Origin of the sequence: Bacillus cereus group sp. MG1 (assembly GCF_040460035.1) — a bacterium.
In the GTDB taxonomy this organism is placed as follows: Bacteria; Bacillota; Bacilli; order Bacillales; family Bacillaceae_G; genus Bacillus_A; species Bacillus_A cereus.
The window spans coordinates 5,155,143-5,175,702 of record NZ_JARVGY010000001.1; the positions used below are offsets into that span (position 1 = coordinate 5,155,143).

Here is a 20,560-nt window from a genome sequence, read left to right on the forward strand (position 1 = left end):
TAACTGTTATATGTACCGATACACTGTTATACACCATAGCCTCTATACTCATTCTAAGAGTAAAAAGGAGGAAGCAAAATGGTCATTTTTAATTACATTTTAGTATGTATTATTTTCGGGACAACATTTTTAACGATAAAAATTGGAATTGAAGCAGGGGCGCCACCGTTGTTTTCAGCAGGAATTCGCTTCTTTTTAGCGGGCATAATCCTTATGATTATTTTTAAATTAAAGCGAAAAGAAATTATGCCACATATATTTTCAAAACGCATTATGTATGCTGGATTTTGTTTAACATTTATGACATTCGCAAGTTTATATTGGTCAGAACAATATATTTCTTCGGGATTAGCTGCTGTTCTTTCTGCTACGGGACCAATGATGATTTTATTAATACAAGCAAAGAGGGATAGGGAGAAATTACAAATGGAACAACTCGTTGCTTTAGTTATTGCACTAGCAGGTGTTATATTTGTTTCTTTACCAGGAATGCATCAACAAGTAAGTTTCATATGGAGTATTGCTTGTATTGTGTTAGTTATAGGGGAGTTATTTTACGGAATAGGCTCTATTCGTTCGAAAGAAATACTGTCAGATTTATCAAATGTATCACCATTTCTTATTAACGGTATTCAAATGTTTTATGGAGGGATTTTACTACTAATCGCATCTATTATTGTAGAACAACCAAATGTAACCGTATTAACTTCATGGAGTGTGCAATGGCCTATTTTATATCTCATATTTATCGGATCGATTGGTGGACACGGATTATATTACTGGCTCTTATCAAAAACAAATCCAGTATTTCCATCGACGTGGTTATATGTATCACCATTAATTGCAATAATTGTGGGATATATCATTTTAGGAGAACCTTTAAATCCTACAATGGGAATGGGGGCTTGTCTTATATTGATTGGTGTATTTTTGGCCAATCGTTCAACACTACGGACTTATTTCAAAAAAGGGCGGTTATTAGAGAAGGAGATGTAATTTAATAAAGCAATAGCCCTGTATGTTACAGGACTGATAAAATCAAAAACACAGTTGGAAAAATAACCAACTGTGTTTTTAATAATTAATTCACTTTTTTAATAAAGCCTTTATAATGACGTTTTACAAGCTGGCTTTCTAACGTCTTCATAGTTTCTAGTGCTACACCGACAATGATAAGTAAGCTTGTACCACCAATTTGAGCAGAAGGTGGTAACGTAGCAATTTTCGTGAATACGAGCGGTAATATAGAAATAGCACCTAAGAAAATTGCACCGATAAATGTTAAACGGTATAGAATTTTAGTTACATATTGTTCAGTTGCTTTACCAGGACGAATACCAGGAACATATCCATTTTGCTTTTTCAAATTCTCAGCCATTTGTTCAGGATTTACTTGAATAAATGCGTAGAAGTATGTGAAAGCAACGATAAGACCGACATAAAGTGTCATTCCAATTGGATGTGCGAAATCAAGATTTGCAACTAACCATTTTGATACGCTTGAATCAGGGAAGAGCTGTGCAATTGTACGCGGCGTCATTAAAAATGCAGAAGCAAAGATAACTGGTATAACACCAGCACTATTTACTTTAAGCGGTAAATGAGTGTTTTTTGCTCCTTGATATTGATTGTTTCCTGAAACAGCTTTTGCATATTGGATCGGTATTTTACGTACAGCTTGTTGAATGTAAATAACACCAACAACTATCGCTAAAATTACGAGTCCAATTAAAACAATTTTTATTATGTGCATAAATAGCTGATCGCCAGCATTTTGGAATTGTTGTAAATAAATTTGATTTGCAACATTTGGAATGGCGGCAACGAGACCTGCGAAGATAATCATCGAAATACCATTACCAACTCCGTTAGCGGTAATTTGTTCGCCTAACCAAAGTAAAAATGCAGTACCTGCAGTTAAAACTGTCGCAATAAATAAGTATGTAGTCCAGCTTTGATCTGTTATTAATTGTCCACCTGCTATATTATTAAAGCCATAAGACATTCCGATGGCCTGTATGAATGCGAGAATGATTGTAAAGTATCGAGTGAATTGAGCTGATTTCTTACGGCCCATTTCTCCTTGCTTTGCCCATTCCGAAAATTTAGGTATAACATCCATTTGTAGTAACTGTACTATGATGGAAGCTGTAATATATGGTGTAATACCTACAGCGAAGATTGAGAAGTGTTGCAATGCTCCTCCGCCAAATACGTTTAACATACCTAGAACGTTAGCTTGATCTTGTACTTTTAATACCTCTGCGTTAGTATGAGGAACTGGAATAAACGTGCCAATTCGAAAAACGATTAACATCGCTAGTGTAAAAAGGATTTTCCTTCTTATCTCAGCTACTCTCATGAAATTTGAAATCGTACGAAACATTATGTCGCCTCCTATATTTTTATCAGTAAAAAACTGATTATTATACCCTATGAAGTAACCACAAACCTCCTTCCGCACTAAATTCATTTGACAAATGGATTTTCATACACTTTGTAGTTTTCACGGATATAAAAATATAAGGTGTTATATAAGCGACCTATACACTTCACGTAATCATTCAATACCCATAATATATCGAATAAATTAACAAATGTACATACATACGCATTAAAAATGAATAAATAGGGTTATTTTTTACATTTATTTAATGATAAATTGATAGGACATTATACTGGTAAATGCGCTTCGTATATTCCTTTAATCAATTAAAATCCTCCACCTTTTTATTTTCTTACAATTAATATATCGATTTAAAAAGAATTTAAAATCAAATAAAAGTATGAAAGTACATACTACTTTAGTAGTAGTAATAGTAATCAATTGTATTTCAATTAAAATTCATGTGATTAGAGGATTCTTTTTATTTAAGAAGGAATAAATATTTAAAGAAAGCTAAATAAACAGTGTACATATTTATAGGGGAGAAGATGTAAATGAAAGTTTTTATAAAAAAATTTCCACCATTAGAAGTAGCATATATAAGACGAACTGGTAGCTACTTTGAACCACAAGATCACTGGGGAAAGTTACTGAATTGGTCAATTGAAAATAAACTTTATCCACCAGAGCAATCATTTATCGGAATATCATTAGATAATCCTGAACTTGTTGCAAGTCATAAGTGCCGGCATGATGCATGTGTTACGATTCCTGAAAACTTCGATAAAGAAAAGCATCATGATGTGCAATTTAAAAGATTAGATGGAGGTACATATGGTCTATACCAGTTCTATGATGAACCTCATAAATTAAGTGAAGCGTATCAATACATGTATGCAGAGTGGCTACCAAATAGTGAGTATGATGCAGATTATGATAGAGATAATTTAGAGTTTTGCTTAAATAATGTTGCTGAAGATCTAGACGGAAAGTTAAAGGTTAATTTATTTGTGCCAATTAAAAAGATATAAAAAACAAATAATTTCATTTGTAGCTTTAAAATGAAATTGGAATAGTAGTGAAAGAAAAACTTTTTTTGAAGATAATATTTCTAGCGTAGGAATTTAAGTATGTAGGTTGCAATGAAAGGAGAATCCACATGGATACATTTGTAAATGACAAGTTTTATAAAACGAGAGATCAATTAGTTGAGGAAATTAATTTGTTGAGTGATGCTCAATTTAATAGGAAACCAGATAAGGATAAATGGAGTATTGCACAAGTTTGTCATCATTTAGTTTTATTAGATGAGAGAGTTATAACAGTTATTTCATCAGGATTAAAAAAGTTAGATAGTACCCAAAATGAGCGTAAAGAAATTCACACTATTTTATTAGATAGAACGAAAAAGTTTATAGCTCCAGAAATGATTGAACCAAGTATAGAACCATTTGAAGTGGAGCAAATGCTCAATACGCTAAACGAATCAAGAAAAGAATTGATGCGTTTCCTGAGTACAATAGAAGATGAGTCTATATTAGCGAAAAAAGCAGTGATGCATCCAGCTCTTGGAGAATTATCCCTTGATCAGTGGATAGAACTGATTTATTTACATGAACAGCGTCATATTTCACAAATAAAAGAGATAAAATTACTTTGTGAAATTGAAAAGTAAAAATCATTCCCTATTTATTGATGCGTATTATAAACAGGGAAAACGGTTGATTCATATTGATTCAGAAGAAAACAAAAATAGAATGAAATTAGTTGAAAGTAACCAATAAGCTTAAGAAAATATGAAACTATCCGATTTTCTGTATAAGTGTAACCCCGTCTTAAATGAAGAGCGGGGTTATTTTTTTGGAAGTATTTTCATTGAGAAGGAAATACTTCGACAATGAAATTCAAAAAAATAATCATCATAACATATTTTATATGCGAATTTTAGTAAATTGAAATAATGATTTTATGATGATGAATGATATGTCCTTATTTTGAAAGTACTCTTCACACGCTTAAGGAAGGGGTATTCTGTCAGGAAACGATAAAATACAATTCTGTTAGGGGATGTATGCAATTTATTCTCTTTATTTTGCAACAGAACCACCTTCAAAATTATCTTTTGTAGTTGAAGTTTCCTGAATAATAAGTTACATTTTTAAAGTTCAAGCAACTTTATGAAAGTACAAAAAGGGGAGAAATATTATTATTATGCAAAAAATGAAATGGAAGAACTATGTATGTTACTTTGTAATTCTATTACTGCTTGGAACAGCAGTAATAGTCAAACCATCTATCTCTAAGGCTGAGGAATCTGAAGTTAATATCACATTGTTAGGTACTGCAGATATTCATGGTAGATTTATGCCTTGGGATTATGCGCTTGATGGAGCAAATATGAGTGGAAGTTTGACGCAGCTTTATACGGTTATAAAGAAGGTCCGTCAAGAAAATCCAAATACCATATTAGTAGATGCTGGGGATACAATTCAAGGAAACTCAGTAGAATTATTCAACGATAAACCACAATCGCCAATGATGGTAGCGATGAATACAATGGGATATGACGCCTGGGCATTTGGAAATCATGAATTCAATTTTGGATTAGATACATTGAAAAAAGTTAGTGAGCAATATAAGGGAAAAACGTTAGCAGGAAATATTTATAAGGAAAATGGAGAGCGCTTTCTTCCTGCATATACAATTGTAGAAAAAGGTGGAATTAAAGTTGGGATTATTGGTATGAATACACCAATGATTAGTGATTTTGAAAAAGGGACAGATCACTTAGAGGGTTTAGTGGTGAAAAATCCGGTAGAAGAGACGAAAAAGGCAATTAAGGAATTAGAAGGTAAAGTAGATGTAATGGTAGGAGTTATGCATATGGGATTAGAAAATGAGAATGGTATCCCTGGTACTGGTGTTCAAGATATTGCAAATGCTTGTCCGGAACTAAGCGCTATTTTTGCGGCTCACATGCATAAACTTGTAAAAAAAGAAGTTGTAAATGGCGTAATTATTACAGAACCAGATAAATATGGAACACATATTTCACGTATTGACCTTACTTTTACAAAGCAAGATGGGAAGTTGACTTTAAAAAATAAAACTGCTACCGCTATACCTGTAAAAAATGCTGATGGAACAACGATATTATCTGATCCTACACTTGAAGAAACATTAACACCTTTTCACGAATATGCGAGAGGAGATGCAAATGTTGTAGTCGCTCAATTAAAGGGTAGAAATCTTGTTCCTGAAAATGAAATAAAGGGTATTCCAAGTGTTCAGATTCAAGAAACACCTTTATCAGATTTCTTTCATGAAGTCATGCTCTACTACAGTAAAGCAGATGTAGTAGCCCATCAAATTGATAATGATTATGCCCGTTTAGATACAGGTCCTATTAAGAAAAAAGATATTGCGTACAATTACCAATATGCCTTGGGAGAAATTACAGTATATAAGATTTCTGGAAAAGATTTAAAAGACTATATGGAATGGGCAGCAGGATATTTTAACTCATCTCGTGCCGGAGATGTAACCGTTAGCTTTGATAAAACCCGCCGTGCATCTAAATACAGTACGAACGATTTCTTTGGAGGCGTAAAATACGAAATTGACTTAACAAAACCATATGGAAGCAGAATTACAAATTTACGCTCTATTCGTACAAACAAACCAATCAAAATGAGCGATGTTATGACGCTAGGAATGAATGCATATAGAATGGAGGCTCTTCAGGCAAAAGGGGGAGCTTTAGAGGGGCGTAAGTTTGAACAAATTTGGTCATCTAAACAAGAGAATGCATTTGGAGAAACAGGCGGAACCATTCGTAACCTTGCTATTACATATTTAAAAGAGGTAAAGAATGGTGTATACACTCCAAAAGTTATGCGTAATTGGAAAATTACTGGTGTAGATTTACATTCTTCAGAGCATAAGGCTGTAGTTGATCTCGTGAATAAAGGGATTTTAGAAATTCCAAAAACAGAAGACGGAAAATACACAAATATAGCATCTATAAATACGAAAGACTCAATTTCAAAAGAAGAAATTGTAGCACTCTCACAAAAAGCAAATATTAATCCAAATGAGTTTAATCATGTAAAGACAAAAGGTGAATTTTATAAAAAACTTAATAGGATTACTAAAAAAATATAAATTATAAGGTTTCTTATAGTAATTGTTATTTTAATAGCATTAAACCCACTCTTACAATAGTAAAGAGTGGGTTTTTATGTTGTTATTTAGATGTAAGTATACTTTTATTAGAATGAATATAGATAATTAATAACTAACCAATTGGATGAGCGTTTATAAGGATTCTCTTTTATTCAAATTAATGTACATATGTGTTCCGTTCATTATTTATAATATTGACCACAATTTATGTAATTTTGCATAATATTACATAAATTTCGTATTTTCTCTTTTTTCCGACAAAAATAGACAGTATACTTTGTACAAGCTTTCTATTTCAAAAATTATACGAGGTGAAATAATGAAAAACAAAAAGACATTAACTAAGGTAGCATTAACAACAGGATTAGCTTTAACAGCTGTGGCACCATATGGCGTAGGTCATGCAGAGGAAACAGATCAACTACAAGTCCAAATTCAAGAGGAATCGTTCCGTTCGGGTGAACTTATACAACCGTCACAAAAGGCACCAGAAAATGTAGTAAAGGATGCACTTAAGGAGAAAACAGAGCAAGCTCTGTCCCAAAAACAAGTCAATGGAGAAGCAGGAGTAGATTATAAAGTTCTTCAAAAACGTGGTTCGTATGATGGAACTACACTTGTGCGTATGCAACAAACATACGAAGGAAAAGAAGTATATGGCCATCAATTAACTGCACACGTAGATAATAATGGTGTTATTAAAAGTGTTTCAGGTGATAGCGCACAAAATTTAAAACAAGAAGAATTGAAAAAACCTATTAATCTATCAAAAGATGAAGCAAAACAATTTATTTATACGAAGTACGGGAACGATCTCAAGTTTATTTCTGAGCCAGAAGTTAAAGAGGTTATTTTTGTTGATGAAAATAATGGACAAGCTAAAAATGCATACCAAGTTACCTTTGAAGCTGCAACACCAAACTATGTTTCTGGTACTTATTTAGTAAATGCACAAAATGGTGATATGTTAAAAAATATGGTACAAGAATCTAACTTAAAAGCCAGTGACAAACTAGTTGGAGCTTTAAAGAAAAGTAAACAAAGCAGTCTTACATCATTAACTGGAACAGGAAAAGATGATTTGGGTATTTCTCGTTCATTTGGTATCTCTAAACAAAGTAATGGCAAATATGCTCTTGCTGATTATACAAGAGGGCAAGGCATTGAAACATATGATGTGAATTACAGAGATATTACTAAAGAAGAAAGCTATTATCCTGGTACATTAGCGACTAGTACTTCGGCAACATTTAACGATCCGAAAGCAGTAAGTGCTCATTACTTAGCAACAAAAGTATTTGATTTTTATAAAGATAAATACAAGCGTAATAGCTTTGATAATAAAGGACAAAAAGTAGTTTCAGTTGTACACGCTTGGGATTCTGAAGAGACGAATGATCCGAAAAATTGGCAGAATGCATTAAGTGCTAATAATGGAAGTATGCTTGTATATGGCGATCCTATTGTTAAAGCATATGACGTAGCTGGACATGAATTTACACACGCTGTTACTTCTAGCGAATCTAATCTTGAATATTACGGAGAATCCGGTGCGATTAATGAGGCATTATCTGATATTATGGGAACATCTATTGAGAAATACGTAAATAATGGAAAATTCAACTGGACAATGGGAGAACAAACGGGATCTGTTTTCCGTGATATGGAAAACCCAGCTTCTGTTCCATCTTCACTTGGAGTACCTTATCCAGATGATTACAGTGAATTTAACGATTTTAATGGATGGGATCAAGGCGGTGTTCATTTTAATTCAAGTATTATTAATAAAGTTGCGTATCTCATTGCGAAAGGCGGAACTCATAACGGAGTAACTGTTAAAGGAATTGGTGAAGATAAAATGTTTGATATTTTCTATTATGCAAATACAGATGAGTTAAACATGACTTCTAATTTCAAAGAATTGAGATCAGCATGTATTCGAGTGGCAACTAATAAATATGGTGCGAATACAGCTGAAGTTCAAGCAGTTCAAAAAGCATTTGATGCAGCAAAAATTAAGTAATTTAGAAATATAGTTCTCATTCATATATTAATACATTATGAAAAACAGCTAATGTCATTTTAAGGATATTAGCTGTTTTTTTCATAGCAATGTATTATTGAAAATAAACTGACTAAGCAATAATGAGGCGCTTTCTCTTTAAGAAGTAGTGACAAATCAATAAGGTTTAAAGTGTATAAAAACAGAAAATTAATAATATATTGACCTCTTGATAGAAAGTCTATAAAATGAAAGCGATAACAAACGATTGCTTTAAAATGATTTCCCTGATCTTTTAGTATTTACAAATATATGAAGGCATAAACAAATCTATTTTTTTAAGCGTTAATGCAAACGCTTTCGTATTAAAAGGTCATTGAAATACATACGTGAAAATAGCCAATATGGAGGTGAAGTTAAAGAGATTTCTAGATAAATTTAAGCAGTTTTATTCAGTGAAAGCATAATAAATCGTTAGTAATATTTGAAGAAAGGGTGTATGTGGTGCAAATTACAAAAAGATTAATTAACAAAACAGTTTTATTACTTACTTTAATCATTATGTTATCATCTGTTTTCTCTTTTCAGAGTGTGAAGGCAGTTTCAAATTCGAAAACAACTGAAATTATCATTCATTACAAAGAAAAGCTTGGAAATACAAAAGACTGGAATCTTTGGTTATGGGGAGAAAATGCAAATGGTACATCTTATGAATTTACTGGTGAAGATGAATTTGGAAAATACGCTAAGATAAAAATAGACGGTGACTATAATCGTGTAGGATTTATAGTTCGAACAAATGAATGGGAAAAAGATGGTGGGGATCGTTGGATTGAAAATATAAAGGACGGTCGTGCTGAAGTATGGATTCTTTCGGGTGATGAAAAAGTATATAACTCTAAGCCTTCATCGGATCTCTCAATTCAAAAAGCAACTATTGATAGTTTCAATGAAATTACTGTAACGACTAATGTCCCGTTTCATATTAAGGAAAAGAAAATTGAAATTGAAGGCATTAAAATTAAAAATATTACTCCTTATGATACAAACAGTGGAGATATTACTAATCAGGTTAAAATAATTACGGAACAGAAAATTGATTTAAAACAAACATACAAAGTTAAAATTGAAAACTTAGCTGATACGAATACTGAAATTGGTAAAGTCATTCGTAGCGAAGAATTTGATAATTTACTTTATTATGGTGGCAACGATTTAGGAAATACATATACTCCGCAACATACAAAGTTCCGTTTATGGGCTCCTACTGCAAGCGAAGCGAAGTTAGTTACATATAAAAACTGGAACGATAAAATAGGTGCTGAAATAAACATGCAACAAGGTGAAAAGGGAACTTGGACAGCAGAACTAAAGGGGAACCAAAAAGGGCTCTTTTATACGTATAAGGTCAAAATTGGTGATAAGTGGGCTGAAGCGGTTGATCCATATGTGCGTGCTGCTTCTGTAAATGGCGATAAAGGTGCAGTCGTTAATTTAGAAGAAACAAATCCGAAAAAATGGAAAGCAAACAAAAAGCCAAAATTTAAAAATCCGGAAGATGCTATTATTTATGAGTTACATGTACGCGATCTTTCCATTCAACCTGAAAGTGGTATTAAACAGAAAGGGAAGTATTTAGGTGTAACAGAAAAAGGAACAAAAGGGCCAGGAGGTGTAAAAACAGGACTTGATCATATAAAGGACCTTGGTGTTACTCACGTTCAGTTTTTACCGATATTTGATTATGCTTCAGTAAATGAAGAGACTTTAAATGAACCGCAATATAACTGGGGATATGATCCTAAAAATTTCAACGTTCCAGAAGGCTCCTATTCTACAAATCCTTATGAGCCAACTGTTCGAATAACTGAATTAAAGCAAATGGTTCAAACACTACATGATAATAATCTTCGAGTAGTGATGGATGTAGTATATAACCATATGTATAATGCTGCTGAATCTAATTTTCATAAGTTAGTTCCAGGTTATTATTATCGTTACAATGAAGATGGAACATTTGCAAATGGAACTGGAGTAGGAAATGATACTGCTTCAGAAAGAAAAATGATGAGGAAATTTATGATAGATTCCGTAACATATTGGGCAAAAGAATACAATTTAGATGGATTCCGTTTTGATTTAATGGGTATTCATGATTATGAAACGATGAATGAAATACGTAAAGCTGTTAATCAAATTGACCCTTCTATTATACTACACGGAGAAGGATGGGATTTAAATACACCTCTTGCAGCTGAGTTGAAAGCAAATCAAAAAAATGCAGAGAAAATGAAAGGGATTGCTCATTTTAACGATAATATACGTGATGGGTTGAAAGGTAGTGTATTTGAGGAAAAGGAAAATGGTTTTGTAAATGGAAAGCAAAACATGGAAGATCGTATTAAAAAAGGCATTACAGCAGGTATTGACTATGATACAAATTCGTCTACCTATCAAGATCCTGAACAGGTATTAACTTATGTGGAAGCACATGACAATCATACATTATGGGATAAACTTGAGTTAACTAATCCAGGTGACAGTGAAGAAATGCGAAAACAAATGCACAAATTGTCTTCTTCAATTTTATTAACATCACAAGGGATTCCATTTTTACATGCAGGGCAAGAGTTTATGCGGACGAAATACGGTGATTATAATAGTTACAAATCTCCAGATTCAATTAACCAGATGGATTGGCTGCGCCGTGCAACGTTTAATAATGAAGTAGATTATATGAAGGGTTTAATAGAATTACGCAAAAAGTACTCAGCTTTTCGAATGACATCTGCAGAGCAAATAAAAACACATGTATCATTTATTGATGCTCCGAAAAATACTGTAGCTTATACAATAGAGGGGAATAAAAATGAATACTTTACAGTGGCTCACAATGCAAATAGAGAAGCTGTTGAAATAACACTTCCATCGAAAGGGCCTTGGAAAGTACTAGTAGACGGCAAGCAGGCGGGAAGTAAACCACTTTATGTTGTCCATGACAATAAAATTAAAGTTCCTGCATTAAGTTCATTTGTCTTAAAAACAGAGAAACCGATTAAATAAAAACGAAGAATGTGGAAATAAATACTGCATTGAGCAAATTTAATAAGGATTGCAAATGAAAAAAGCGAAGTGAAGATTATTCTCACTTCGCTTTTAAAGTTAATGTAATATAATTTCATATACTGTAATTATATTACAATTTAATAAAAGAAATAAGCAATAGATTATTTCTTTTGTGACAGTAGGAGGAGAAGATATCTTTGAGTTTATTTATAAAATTACCTGAAATACATTCGTAATTTATATAATGTTTATTATATATTCGAACATATAACGAACTAGATGTTAGAGTTGTATTAATTCCTACAAATCGTTTAAAAATAACAAAGGCGTAAAAAGTATATGGAATTAAAATAGAGAAAAGACACCATTCAAGGTGTCTTTTCTCTATTTTAAATATGAAATGTAAGTAACTCGATTGTATGTAATAGTATGTGATATTTTCACACTAACTGATTAAGAAAAATTTAAAACTCTTTTCTTAATCTATTTGTAATAAATTACATCATAAAATTTTATCGATATAATAAATAAAACTTTCTCAACATTATTTGATTTAATAACTATATTCAACCGCTCTCCAATCCATTACAATAATTTCACATTGGAAATACATGAATATTCTCAATGTTATAAATGGTTTATACCTTATAGGATTACTATGGGAAAGGATGTGAAATATCCAAAAAGAAATCATTTTTTATGATGAAATAAAAAATTTTAATGAAGAAAAAGTTATTTCATTATTTTCAAGTTTCGTTAAAGTGCATGTATTTATAATCACTATGAGACAAGGAGCAGAATCCGAAAAAATTTTTGTAAATTAGAAAATTGCATTTCAAAAATAAGTTAAACGTTTATGGAGGGTTATATGAGCGAGAAAATTTATTACTGGTCTCCGATTAAGCATTGGGAGAAGTTGCATAATGAAGTTTTGATCGGGGAAATGAGATTTACAGGTATTCTGTCTGAGTGGTTTCCTGATTTTTATTTTATGGCTCAAAAAGGTGTGAAAATCAGTGAACTAGTAGAGCGCTTTTCATTAGGAAATGTAGAAGAGACACACAAAAACATAGAGCTCATGATAAAAAATCGTGTGTTAGTAAGTAACATATTACACCCAAGAGAAGTATTTTCTTCACAAGAAAAGATTTTTTCAAATCCATATAGCAACCAGATTCGCTTTTCTAAAGAAAAGTTAGATAAGTATATGAGTGAACAATTAAATCGCACGCACGTTGCTGCACGGTCGACCGAAATTCAACTTGAAACAACAAATGAGCTACCTACTATAATCAAGGAACGTAGGTCTTGTCGTCAATTTGATATGGAAAAACATATTAGTTTTTCGGAATTTTCCCGATTCTTATCAACTCTAAAACAGGTTAGGGAAGAAAAAATATACTATCATTACGCAAGTGCAGGGGGGCTCTATCCCATTGATATCTTTGTTTATGTAAAACCAAAACGTATAGAGGATATGAAAGCTGGATTTTATTATTATAACCCATCAAAAAATAGTCTTGTGATTGTAAACAACATTGATCAAGTAATCAAAAGTGATCATGAGTTAATTAATCAGGATTTATTTACTCAATCTGCCTTCTCAGTTTATTTGGTTTATAATGCGAACGCTTCCATCCCGAAATACGGTTCAGATGGATATTTATTTGCTTGTATTGAGTCAGGCATTATCACTGCTACCTTAAATATGGTTGCTGAGACATTAAATTTAGGGGTTTGTTCAGTTGGTCATATGAAATTTGAAGATATTCAGCAATTTTTATGTTTGGATAGTCATCAAGTGTTTCTCCATGGGCTTGAAGTTGGCTTGAAAATTAACGAGTAGAAGAAATGAATATTAGGGGGATAAAGATAAAAATGCACATTAAAGATCGAAGTTCGATTCATGAAAATAAAGAAGTAGAAGCGTTTTGGAAGGAGCAATTATCTTCCGAGGTTCTCGATTTTTCTGTATTTAAATTTAATAGCGATTACCAACTAAATAAAGAAACACCTTGTGAATACGTTCAAGTCATAGTGAATGTAGAATTTAGTAAAAGTATACAAAAAATAAGTAAGTCTCAAGATTTATTATTATTTAGCTGGTTTCAAGCCGCTTTAAGGGTTTGTTTGGCACATTATACAGATCAAGAAAGAATTACTATTGGTATTCCTATAATTGAAAAGAATCTTGAACAAAGTGAGAATCTTAATAAGTTGATTCCTTTAGGAAGTGAAATCCAGCCGCATCACACCTTTAAACAATTAGTAAATGAGATTGAACAAACGACTTTATTCGGGTATGAAAATCAGGAGTATCCGCTCTCTGAATTATTAGTTAAACACAATTTAACTCCTTTTCAAATTGTAATCGGGATGGAAGGATTACATAATGAAAATTCGCTAGAAGAATACGCAGAGAATAATTTAGCCCTATGGATACGAAGAAAATGGAATGAAATACATAATGAATTTGAATTTCAAATTTCTTGCAAGTCCCGTTCATTCTCTTCTTTGCAACAGTTTGCCAATTCGTATTGTTATGTTTTAAAGCAAGTTTCACAAAATCCGAATTTGGCATTGAAAGATATTTGTATTATTGCAGAAGAAGAAAAAGAGTTGTTAGAAGGATTGAATACTTTTCAAACGGGCATAGACTTGTTTCAATCATTTCAAGATTTGTTTGAAGCGCAAGTATTAAAAACTCCAGATCAAATTGCTGTTGTTTGTAATGATCAATCTTTGACATATAGAGAATTGAATAAGAAAGCGAATCAATTGGCTTCTATTCTTCAAAGTAAAGGTGTTTCAAAAGAAAGTATTATTGGTGTTATGGTAGATCGGTCATTAGAAATGATTATTGGTATGATGGGGATTTTAAAAGCAGGAGCAGCGTATTTACCAATCGACCCTAACTACCCAACTGAACGAATTGAATATATGTTACAAGATAGTCAAGCAAAATATTTACTTAGTAAGCGAACAGAGGAAGTATTGCCACAATTTGCAGGTGAAGTACTGTATCTTGATAAAGAATATCTTTTTCAAGGTGAAGAAAGTAATTTAGTTCGAGAACATAATCCTAATGATTTAGCTTATGTTATTTACACATCAGGATCGACAGGAAATCCAAAAGGGGTAATGATAGAACAAAAATCGCTAGTTCATTTTTTAAATGTAATGAGAGAAAAAGTAAAAGCTAATCAATCATTCTTGTTTCTTGCTAGTGTATCTTTTGATATTTCCTTGTTAGAAATATGTCTTCCTTTAACGCAAGGTTCAAAAGTAGTAATTGCTACAGAGGACCAGTTTGCAACAAAAGAATTGTCTCATTTGGTCAAAAAACATAAGGTGGATTTATGGGAATCAACGCCATCGCGAATGGAAGTGATTTTGAGTGATCCAGAAGGGGCGATTTTTCTAAAAGATTTAAAATCTATTTTATTAGCAGGAGAATCATTTTCCATTGATTTGGTTGAAAAAATTCGTTGTATCAGTGAAGCAACAATTTTAAATATTTATGGTCCCACAGAAACAACCATTTGCGCAACAGTAAAAGACTTGAGCACTTCCAAAGAAGTTACGATTGGCAAACCTAACCCGAATTATCATTCCTATATATTGAATAAGTATGGCCAATTAAAACCATTTGGAATTCCTGGTGAACTCTGCATTGCTGGCGTAGCGGTAGCACGAGGGTATCTTGGTAAAAATAAACTGACAGATGAAAAATTTGTACCGAGTCCTTTTGCGGCAGGGGAAATGATGTATCATACAGGTGATCTCGTTCGTTGGTTGCCTAATGGAGAACTTGAATATTTAGGTAGAATGGATCATCAAGTGAAAATTCGGGGGTATCGGATTGAATTAAGAGAAATCGAAACTCAATTAAGGGAATATCCAGAAATAAACCAGGCTATCGTTGTTGATCAAGTATATGGAAATAGGAAATTATTAGCTGCCTACTATGTATCGGATAACAAGGTGTCTTTTGGTGAAATCAGAAAATATTTAAGTGATAAATTACCTGAGTTTATGATTCCTGAAAAAATGATTCAGGTAGAAGAGATTCCATTGAATCCAAATGGAAAAGTGGATAGAAAAAGATTGTTGGATATAACACAAACGGATTATGTATCAATTCCATACGTTGCTCCGCGCAATGAAATTGAACAAAAATTAGTGCGTGCATGGGAAAAAGTTATGGAGATTGAGGGAATCGGTATTCATGATAATTTTTTTGCATTAAAAGGAGAATCTATTAAAGCACTTCAGGTAATTAATTTATTAAGAAAAGACTGCTTAAAAATAAGTACAACAGATTTTTTTAAGCACCCCACAATCGCTCAATTGAGTTCTTGTGTAAAGTTAGAGCATAAAGAGGAAAACCTTGAAAGTAGACCAACTCATGTTAAAGATTTGTCTAAGCCATTTTCCTTAACAGAAGTTCAGACAGCGTATATGATAGGACGGAATTCACAGTTTGAATTAAGCGGTATTTCACCTCAAACATATTTTGAATATGAAACAGCATTGGATATCAATCGTCTTTCAAAAAGTTTTCAAAAGGTAATTCATCGTCATCCAATGTTGCGAGCTGTAATTTTACCAGAGGGAAAACAGCAAATATTACAAAGCGTTCCTGATTACGAGATTGAAATAGTGAGTCTCATAGATTTAGATGATAGGAATCAACATGCTCGCTTACAAGAAGAGCGTTCTCGAATGACTAACCATGTATTCCCTTTGGGGCAATGGCCTTTGTTTGAATTGAAAGCTTTTCTTTTAAAAGAAGACACGTATTTATTATGTTTTCGATACGATGCTTTATTAATGGACGGAGCAAGCATGAACATTGTTGGACAGGATTTGTTGCATTATTATTATAAACCAAATCAAAAATTAGAATCTTTATCTTTTGATTTTCAAGATTATATGTTTATCTATGATGAAATGGAACAAAGCGAAGAATATAAAACAGCAAAAGATTATTGGACAAGTAAGCTTCCTGACTTTCCGTTTGCACCTTCTTTGCTGTTAAAAAAGGATCCAGCAGAGATTGCTACTCCTAAATTCCAATCACTTACAAAAATCCTGGATAATAAAAAATGGACAAAGCTACGAAAGTTAGCACAAGAGAAAGAGGTAACGCCTTCCGCTCTACTTTGTACAATATATGGTGATGTGTTGGCATATTGGAGTAATCAACGTCGATTAGCAATTAACTTGACTGTATTTAACCGTTATCCTGTTCATGATGAAGTAGAACAGATTGTTGGAGATTTCACATCACTTATTTTATTGGATGTTGATGTAAAACCAGAGCAAACTTTCTTTACTAGAGTAAAAGAAACGCAAGCTACTTTATTAGATGGCCTTGAACATCGTCATTACGATGGAGTTAACTTTATTCGAGATTTTACTCGATATCATCAGATGACGCCAAAAGCAGTTATGCCAATCGTTTTCACCTCGATGTTAGCAGGTGCAGGTGCTTTCTCTTGGGAACAACTTGGTTCTCTTCGCTATATTCATGCTCGGACTCCACAAGTGTATTTGGATAATGTAGTAATTGAAAAAAATGGAGAGTTATTAATTAGCTGGAACTATGTTGAAGAGTTGTTTGATGTTGATGTAATAGAAGCAATGTTTTCCCAATTTGTTGACTTATTGGAACAATTGGTGAAACAAAGCGATATAACATCTTTGCATATGAAAGAATCGGATCAAACTCTAATTAAGCAATACAATGAAACAACAGAAAAAATACCTTCAACTACTCTGTATCAATTATTTACAGACCAAGTAAAACGTACGCCGGATGAAGTAGCAGTGGTATTTGAACAAGAATGGTTAACATACTCGGAACTTCATAAACGTTCTAATCAAATTGCCCACTTCTTAAAAGAGCAAGGTATTGGTCTAGGTGACAAAGTGGGTCTTTTAGCAAAAAGGCGAGTTGACACAATTGTTAATATGTTAGGTATTTTAAAATCAGGTGCCGCTTATGTTCCGATTGATCCCGATCATCCTTTAGATCGCCAAACATATATTTTAAAAAATAGCTCATGCAAGCTTTTATTAGAACCTAGTCTTTATGAAGAAAATCATTTGTCATTTTATACAACAGAAGATATGCCCGCTATTGCTGGTCCAGAAGATATTGCCTATATTATATACACTTCAGGAAGTACAGGAAAACCAAAAGGAGTAATTATTACTTACCAAGCGGTTACAAATACTATTCAAGACATAAATCAAAAATATGAGGTGAATGAAGATGATCGTATTATTGGTATCTCTTCCATGTGTTTTGACCTATCTGTATACGATATTTTCGGAGCTTTAAGCACAGGTGCAATGTTAGTAATGATTCGTGATCCGAGAGACATGCAAGAATTAATCCGCACTGTCGAACGTAGAGGGATTACAATTTGGAATACAGTGCCTGCAATCATGGATTTGGCATTGGAGCAAGTAGGTTCTCATTTTGAATATCCTTCTTTACGTTTAGTTTTACATAGTGGAGATTGGATTCCGCTTTCTTTACCAGAAAAAATAAAACGACATTTTCCGATTGCAGAAGTAGTCTCACTAGGAGGGGCAACAGAAGCATCGATTTGGTCAATTTATTATCCGATCAAACAGGTGGCATCACATTGGAATAGTATTCCATACGGGATGCCCTTGGCAAACCAAACGTATTATGTGTTGAACTATGAAAAGAAAATGTGCCCTGTTGGTGTAATTGGAGATTTATATATCGGGGGAGTGGGCCTTGCTAAAGGATATGTAAATGATAAAAAGAAAACAAATGAAGCGTTTGTGTCACATCCTGATTTTGGTCTTATATATAAAACAGGAGATTGTGGAAAAATGCATTCTGAGGGATATATTGAATTTTTAGGCCGCCAAGATTACCAAGTGAAAATTCAGGGATATCGAGTAGAGTTAGAAGAAATCTCTCATTGTCTTCTAACTTATAAACAAGTCGAACATGCTGTCGTAATTGATCAAACAGATGAGAACGGAATAAAATTTTTAGTTGCATATGTGGTAACTGAGCAAAATATTAGTACAACAGAACTACGAAAGCATTTGCGAGATCACTTGCCAGATTATATGATTCCTTCTTATTTTGTTTATTTGGACCAATTACCCCTGACTCCAAACGGGAAATTAGATAGAAAAGCGCTCCCTACTCCGGAGAAACAAAAAAATAAAGTATTTATTGCCCCAAAAACTGAAATGGAAAAAATATTAACTAGTATTTGGCAAGAAGTACTCAAAATAGATCAAGTTGGAGTAAATGATCATTTCTTCGCCTTAGGTGGAGATTCGATAAAAGCGATTCAAGTGTCCGTCAGACTGTATCGACAAGGATTCGAGCTTGAACCAAAAAATATATTTTCATTTCCTATATTAAGGGACATGGTTCAATTTGTTAAAAAGCTAGACCAGTTTTCAAGTTCACAAACAAATGATGTAAACATAATGAACGATAATAAAGCTACATTACTAAATGTTAAAGATAAACAACTTAATCAACATACACTTAACAAAATACAAGAAAAAATGCCGGATATAAAAATAGAACGTATTTACCCGTTAGCACCTTTCCAGGAAGTTATTTATGAGCATGCTACGAATGAACCTGATACAAATGCATATTTTGAACAAACAATTTGGGCACTTGAGGGGGAGCTGGATATTAAACTCTTTATTCAGTGTTTCCAACAATTAGTTGATCGTCATGATTCTTTAAGAACAATAATTGTGCAAGATGAACAAGCAAAACCTTGGCAAGCTGTTCTATATGATGTTCAAATAAATTCAGAAATAAAAAACTTGATTGAGATGACGAAACAAGAACAGCAAGAATTCCTAAAACAGTGGATGAATGAAAATTTAAGTCGAGGATTTAAAAATGATGAACTTATGACACGTCTCTGTATATTCCAACTAGGTAATAACGAGCATAAAGTAATTTGGAGTTCCCATCATCTATTATGTGATGGTTGGAGCGTCAGCATTTTGATAGACGAATTATTCCAGCTCTACGAAACTACAAATGCCGGAACTACGGCGGGGTTACCCATGGTAAAACCTTTTGAAACATTTATAGATTGGACTTTGGCACAAGATCATGAGAAAGCACGTCATTTTTGGCGAGATTATTTATCAGGATACAATCAGAAAATTAGTATTCCTAAAAAGAAAGTCCCATCTAAAAGTGAAGGGTTAAACTTCACTTTTATGGATTTAACATTAGACAAGGATTTGACTGATCAGTTACAGACATTTGTAACTAAAAATAATATAACTATGAATACGGCATTACTAGCTGTATGGGGAATATTGCTTGGCAAATTCAACGGAACGAGAGAAGTAGTATTGCCTAATCTAGTATCAGTCAGACCTCCCGAAGTAGAAGGAATTGAAAATATGTTCGGTCTGTTCACAAATGTTTTGCCTATCCGATTAGCATGGACAGAAACGCAATCTTTTGTGGACTTCCTGCAAAAGGTACAACTAGAGACATTGAAATGTAATGAGTATGCATACTATTCATTTGTTGATATACAAAAGCAAAGTGAATTAAAAACTGAGTTGACTGACCATCTTTGGGTTTTTGAAAACTATCCAACTAATCCAGCAATCTTTTCTTCAAATGAAAACAGACATTTTGCTATCACGGATTACGAAGTTGTTGATGAGCCACATGTAAAGTATGGAATTATGTGCTTCCCTGAAGAAAGACTTACAATAAAGTTTGGATATGATCAAACGGTATATGAAGCAGAGAAAATACAGGAAATATTAAATCACATCCATGGGTTAATCAACACGATTCTTCAAAATCCAATACAAACAATTTGTGATTACAAATTATAAAAAATGAAAAGGCGAGCAAGAACTCG

9 protein-coding genes are annotated in these 20,560 nt (G+C 33.0%); 8 read left to right on the forward strand and 1 reads right to left on the reverse strand.

From position 1 onward, the window contains the following. The first annotated feature begins 78 nt into the window (after nt 1–78). A complete protein-coding gene (locus tag QCI79_RS26940) occupies nt 79–996 on the forward strand; it encodes a DMT family transporter (RefSeq protein WP_000234328.1) in 918 nt (305 codons plus the stop codon). A gap of 85 nt (nt 997–1,081) precedes the next feature. Here the strand turns inward: QCI79_RS26940 and secY are convergent, their stop codons facing one another. Then, on the reverse strand, nt 1,082–2,386 hold the full coding sequence (gene secY / locus QCI79_RS26945) for a preprotein translocase subunit SecY (RefSeq protein WP_000490135.1): 1,305 nt from the start codon (nt 2,384–2,386) through the stop codon (nt 1,082–1,084). A 554-nt stretch (nt 2,387–2,940) separates the two neighbouring features. On the opposite strand from secY, the gene QCI79_RS26950 reads away from it, so the two are divergent. The 7 genes from QCI79_RS26950 to QCI79_RS26980 all read left to right on the forward strand — a co-directional run bounded on the left by QCI79_RS26950 (nt 2,941) and on the right by QCI79_RS26980 (nt 20,534). Beyond that, entirely contained in the window at nt 2,941–3,417 is a 477-nt protein-coding gene (locus QCI79_RS26950) for an AraC family transcriptional regulator (RefSeq protein WP_000862353.1), read from the forward strand. Between the two features lie 128 nt (nt 3,418–3,545). Then, nucleotides 3,546–4,061, forward strand: coding sequence for a DinB family protein (locus QCI79_RS26955; protein WP_000379376.1), 516 nt, complete (start codon nt 3,546–3,548; stop codon nt 4,059–4,061). Nucleotides 4,062–4,597: 536 nt separating this feature from the next. Continuing rightward, a complete protein-coding gene (locus tag QCI79_RS26960; RefSeq protein WP_001171086.1) occupies nt 4,598–6,550 on the forward strand; it encodes a bifunctional metallophosphatase/5'-nucleotidase in 1,953 nt (650 codons plus the stop codon). Nucleotides 6,551–6,890: 340 nt separating this feature from the next. Further along, nucleotides 6,891–8,594, forward strand: a complete 1,704-nt coding sequence (locus QCI79_RS26965) for a M4 family metallopeptidase (RefSeq protein WP_021727604.1) — start codon at nt 6,891–6,893, stop codon at nt 8,592–8,594. Between the two features lie 483 nt (nt 8,595–9,077). Continuing rightward, on the forward strand, nt 9,078–11,636 hold the full coding sequence (gene pulA, locus QCI79_RS26970) for a type I pullulanase (RefSeq protein ID WP_021727603.1): 2,559 nt from the start codon (nt 9,078–9,080) through the stop codon (nt 11,634–11,636). An 871-nt stretch (nt 11,637–12,507) separates the two neighbouring features. Then, nucleotides 12,508–13,485, forward strand: a complete 978-nt coding sequence (locus QCI79_RS26975; RefSeq protein WP_001290955.1) for a SagB/ThcOx family dehydrogenase — start codon at nt 12,508–12,510, stop codon at nt 13,483–13,485. Between the two features lie 32 nt (nt 13,486–13,517). Beyond that, on the forward strand, nt 13,518–20,534 hold the full coding sequence (locus QCI79_RS26980) for a non-ribosomal peptide synthetase (RefSeq protein ID WP_000547609.1): 7,017 nt from the start codon (nt 13,518–13,520) through the stop codon (nt 20,532–20,534). Nucleotides 20,535–20,560: the final 26 nt, after the last annotated feature.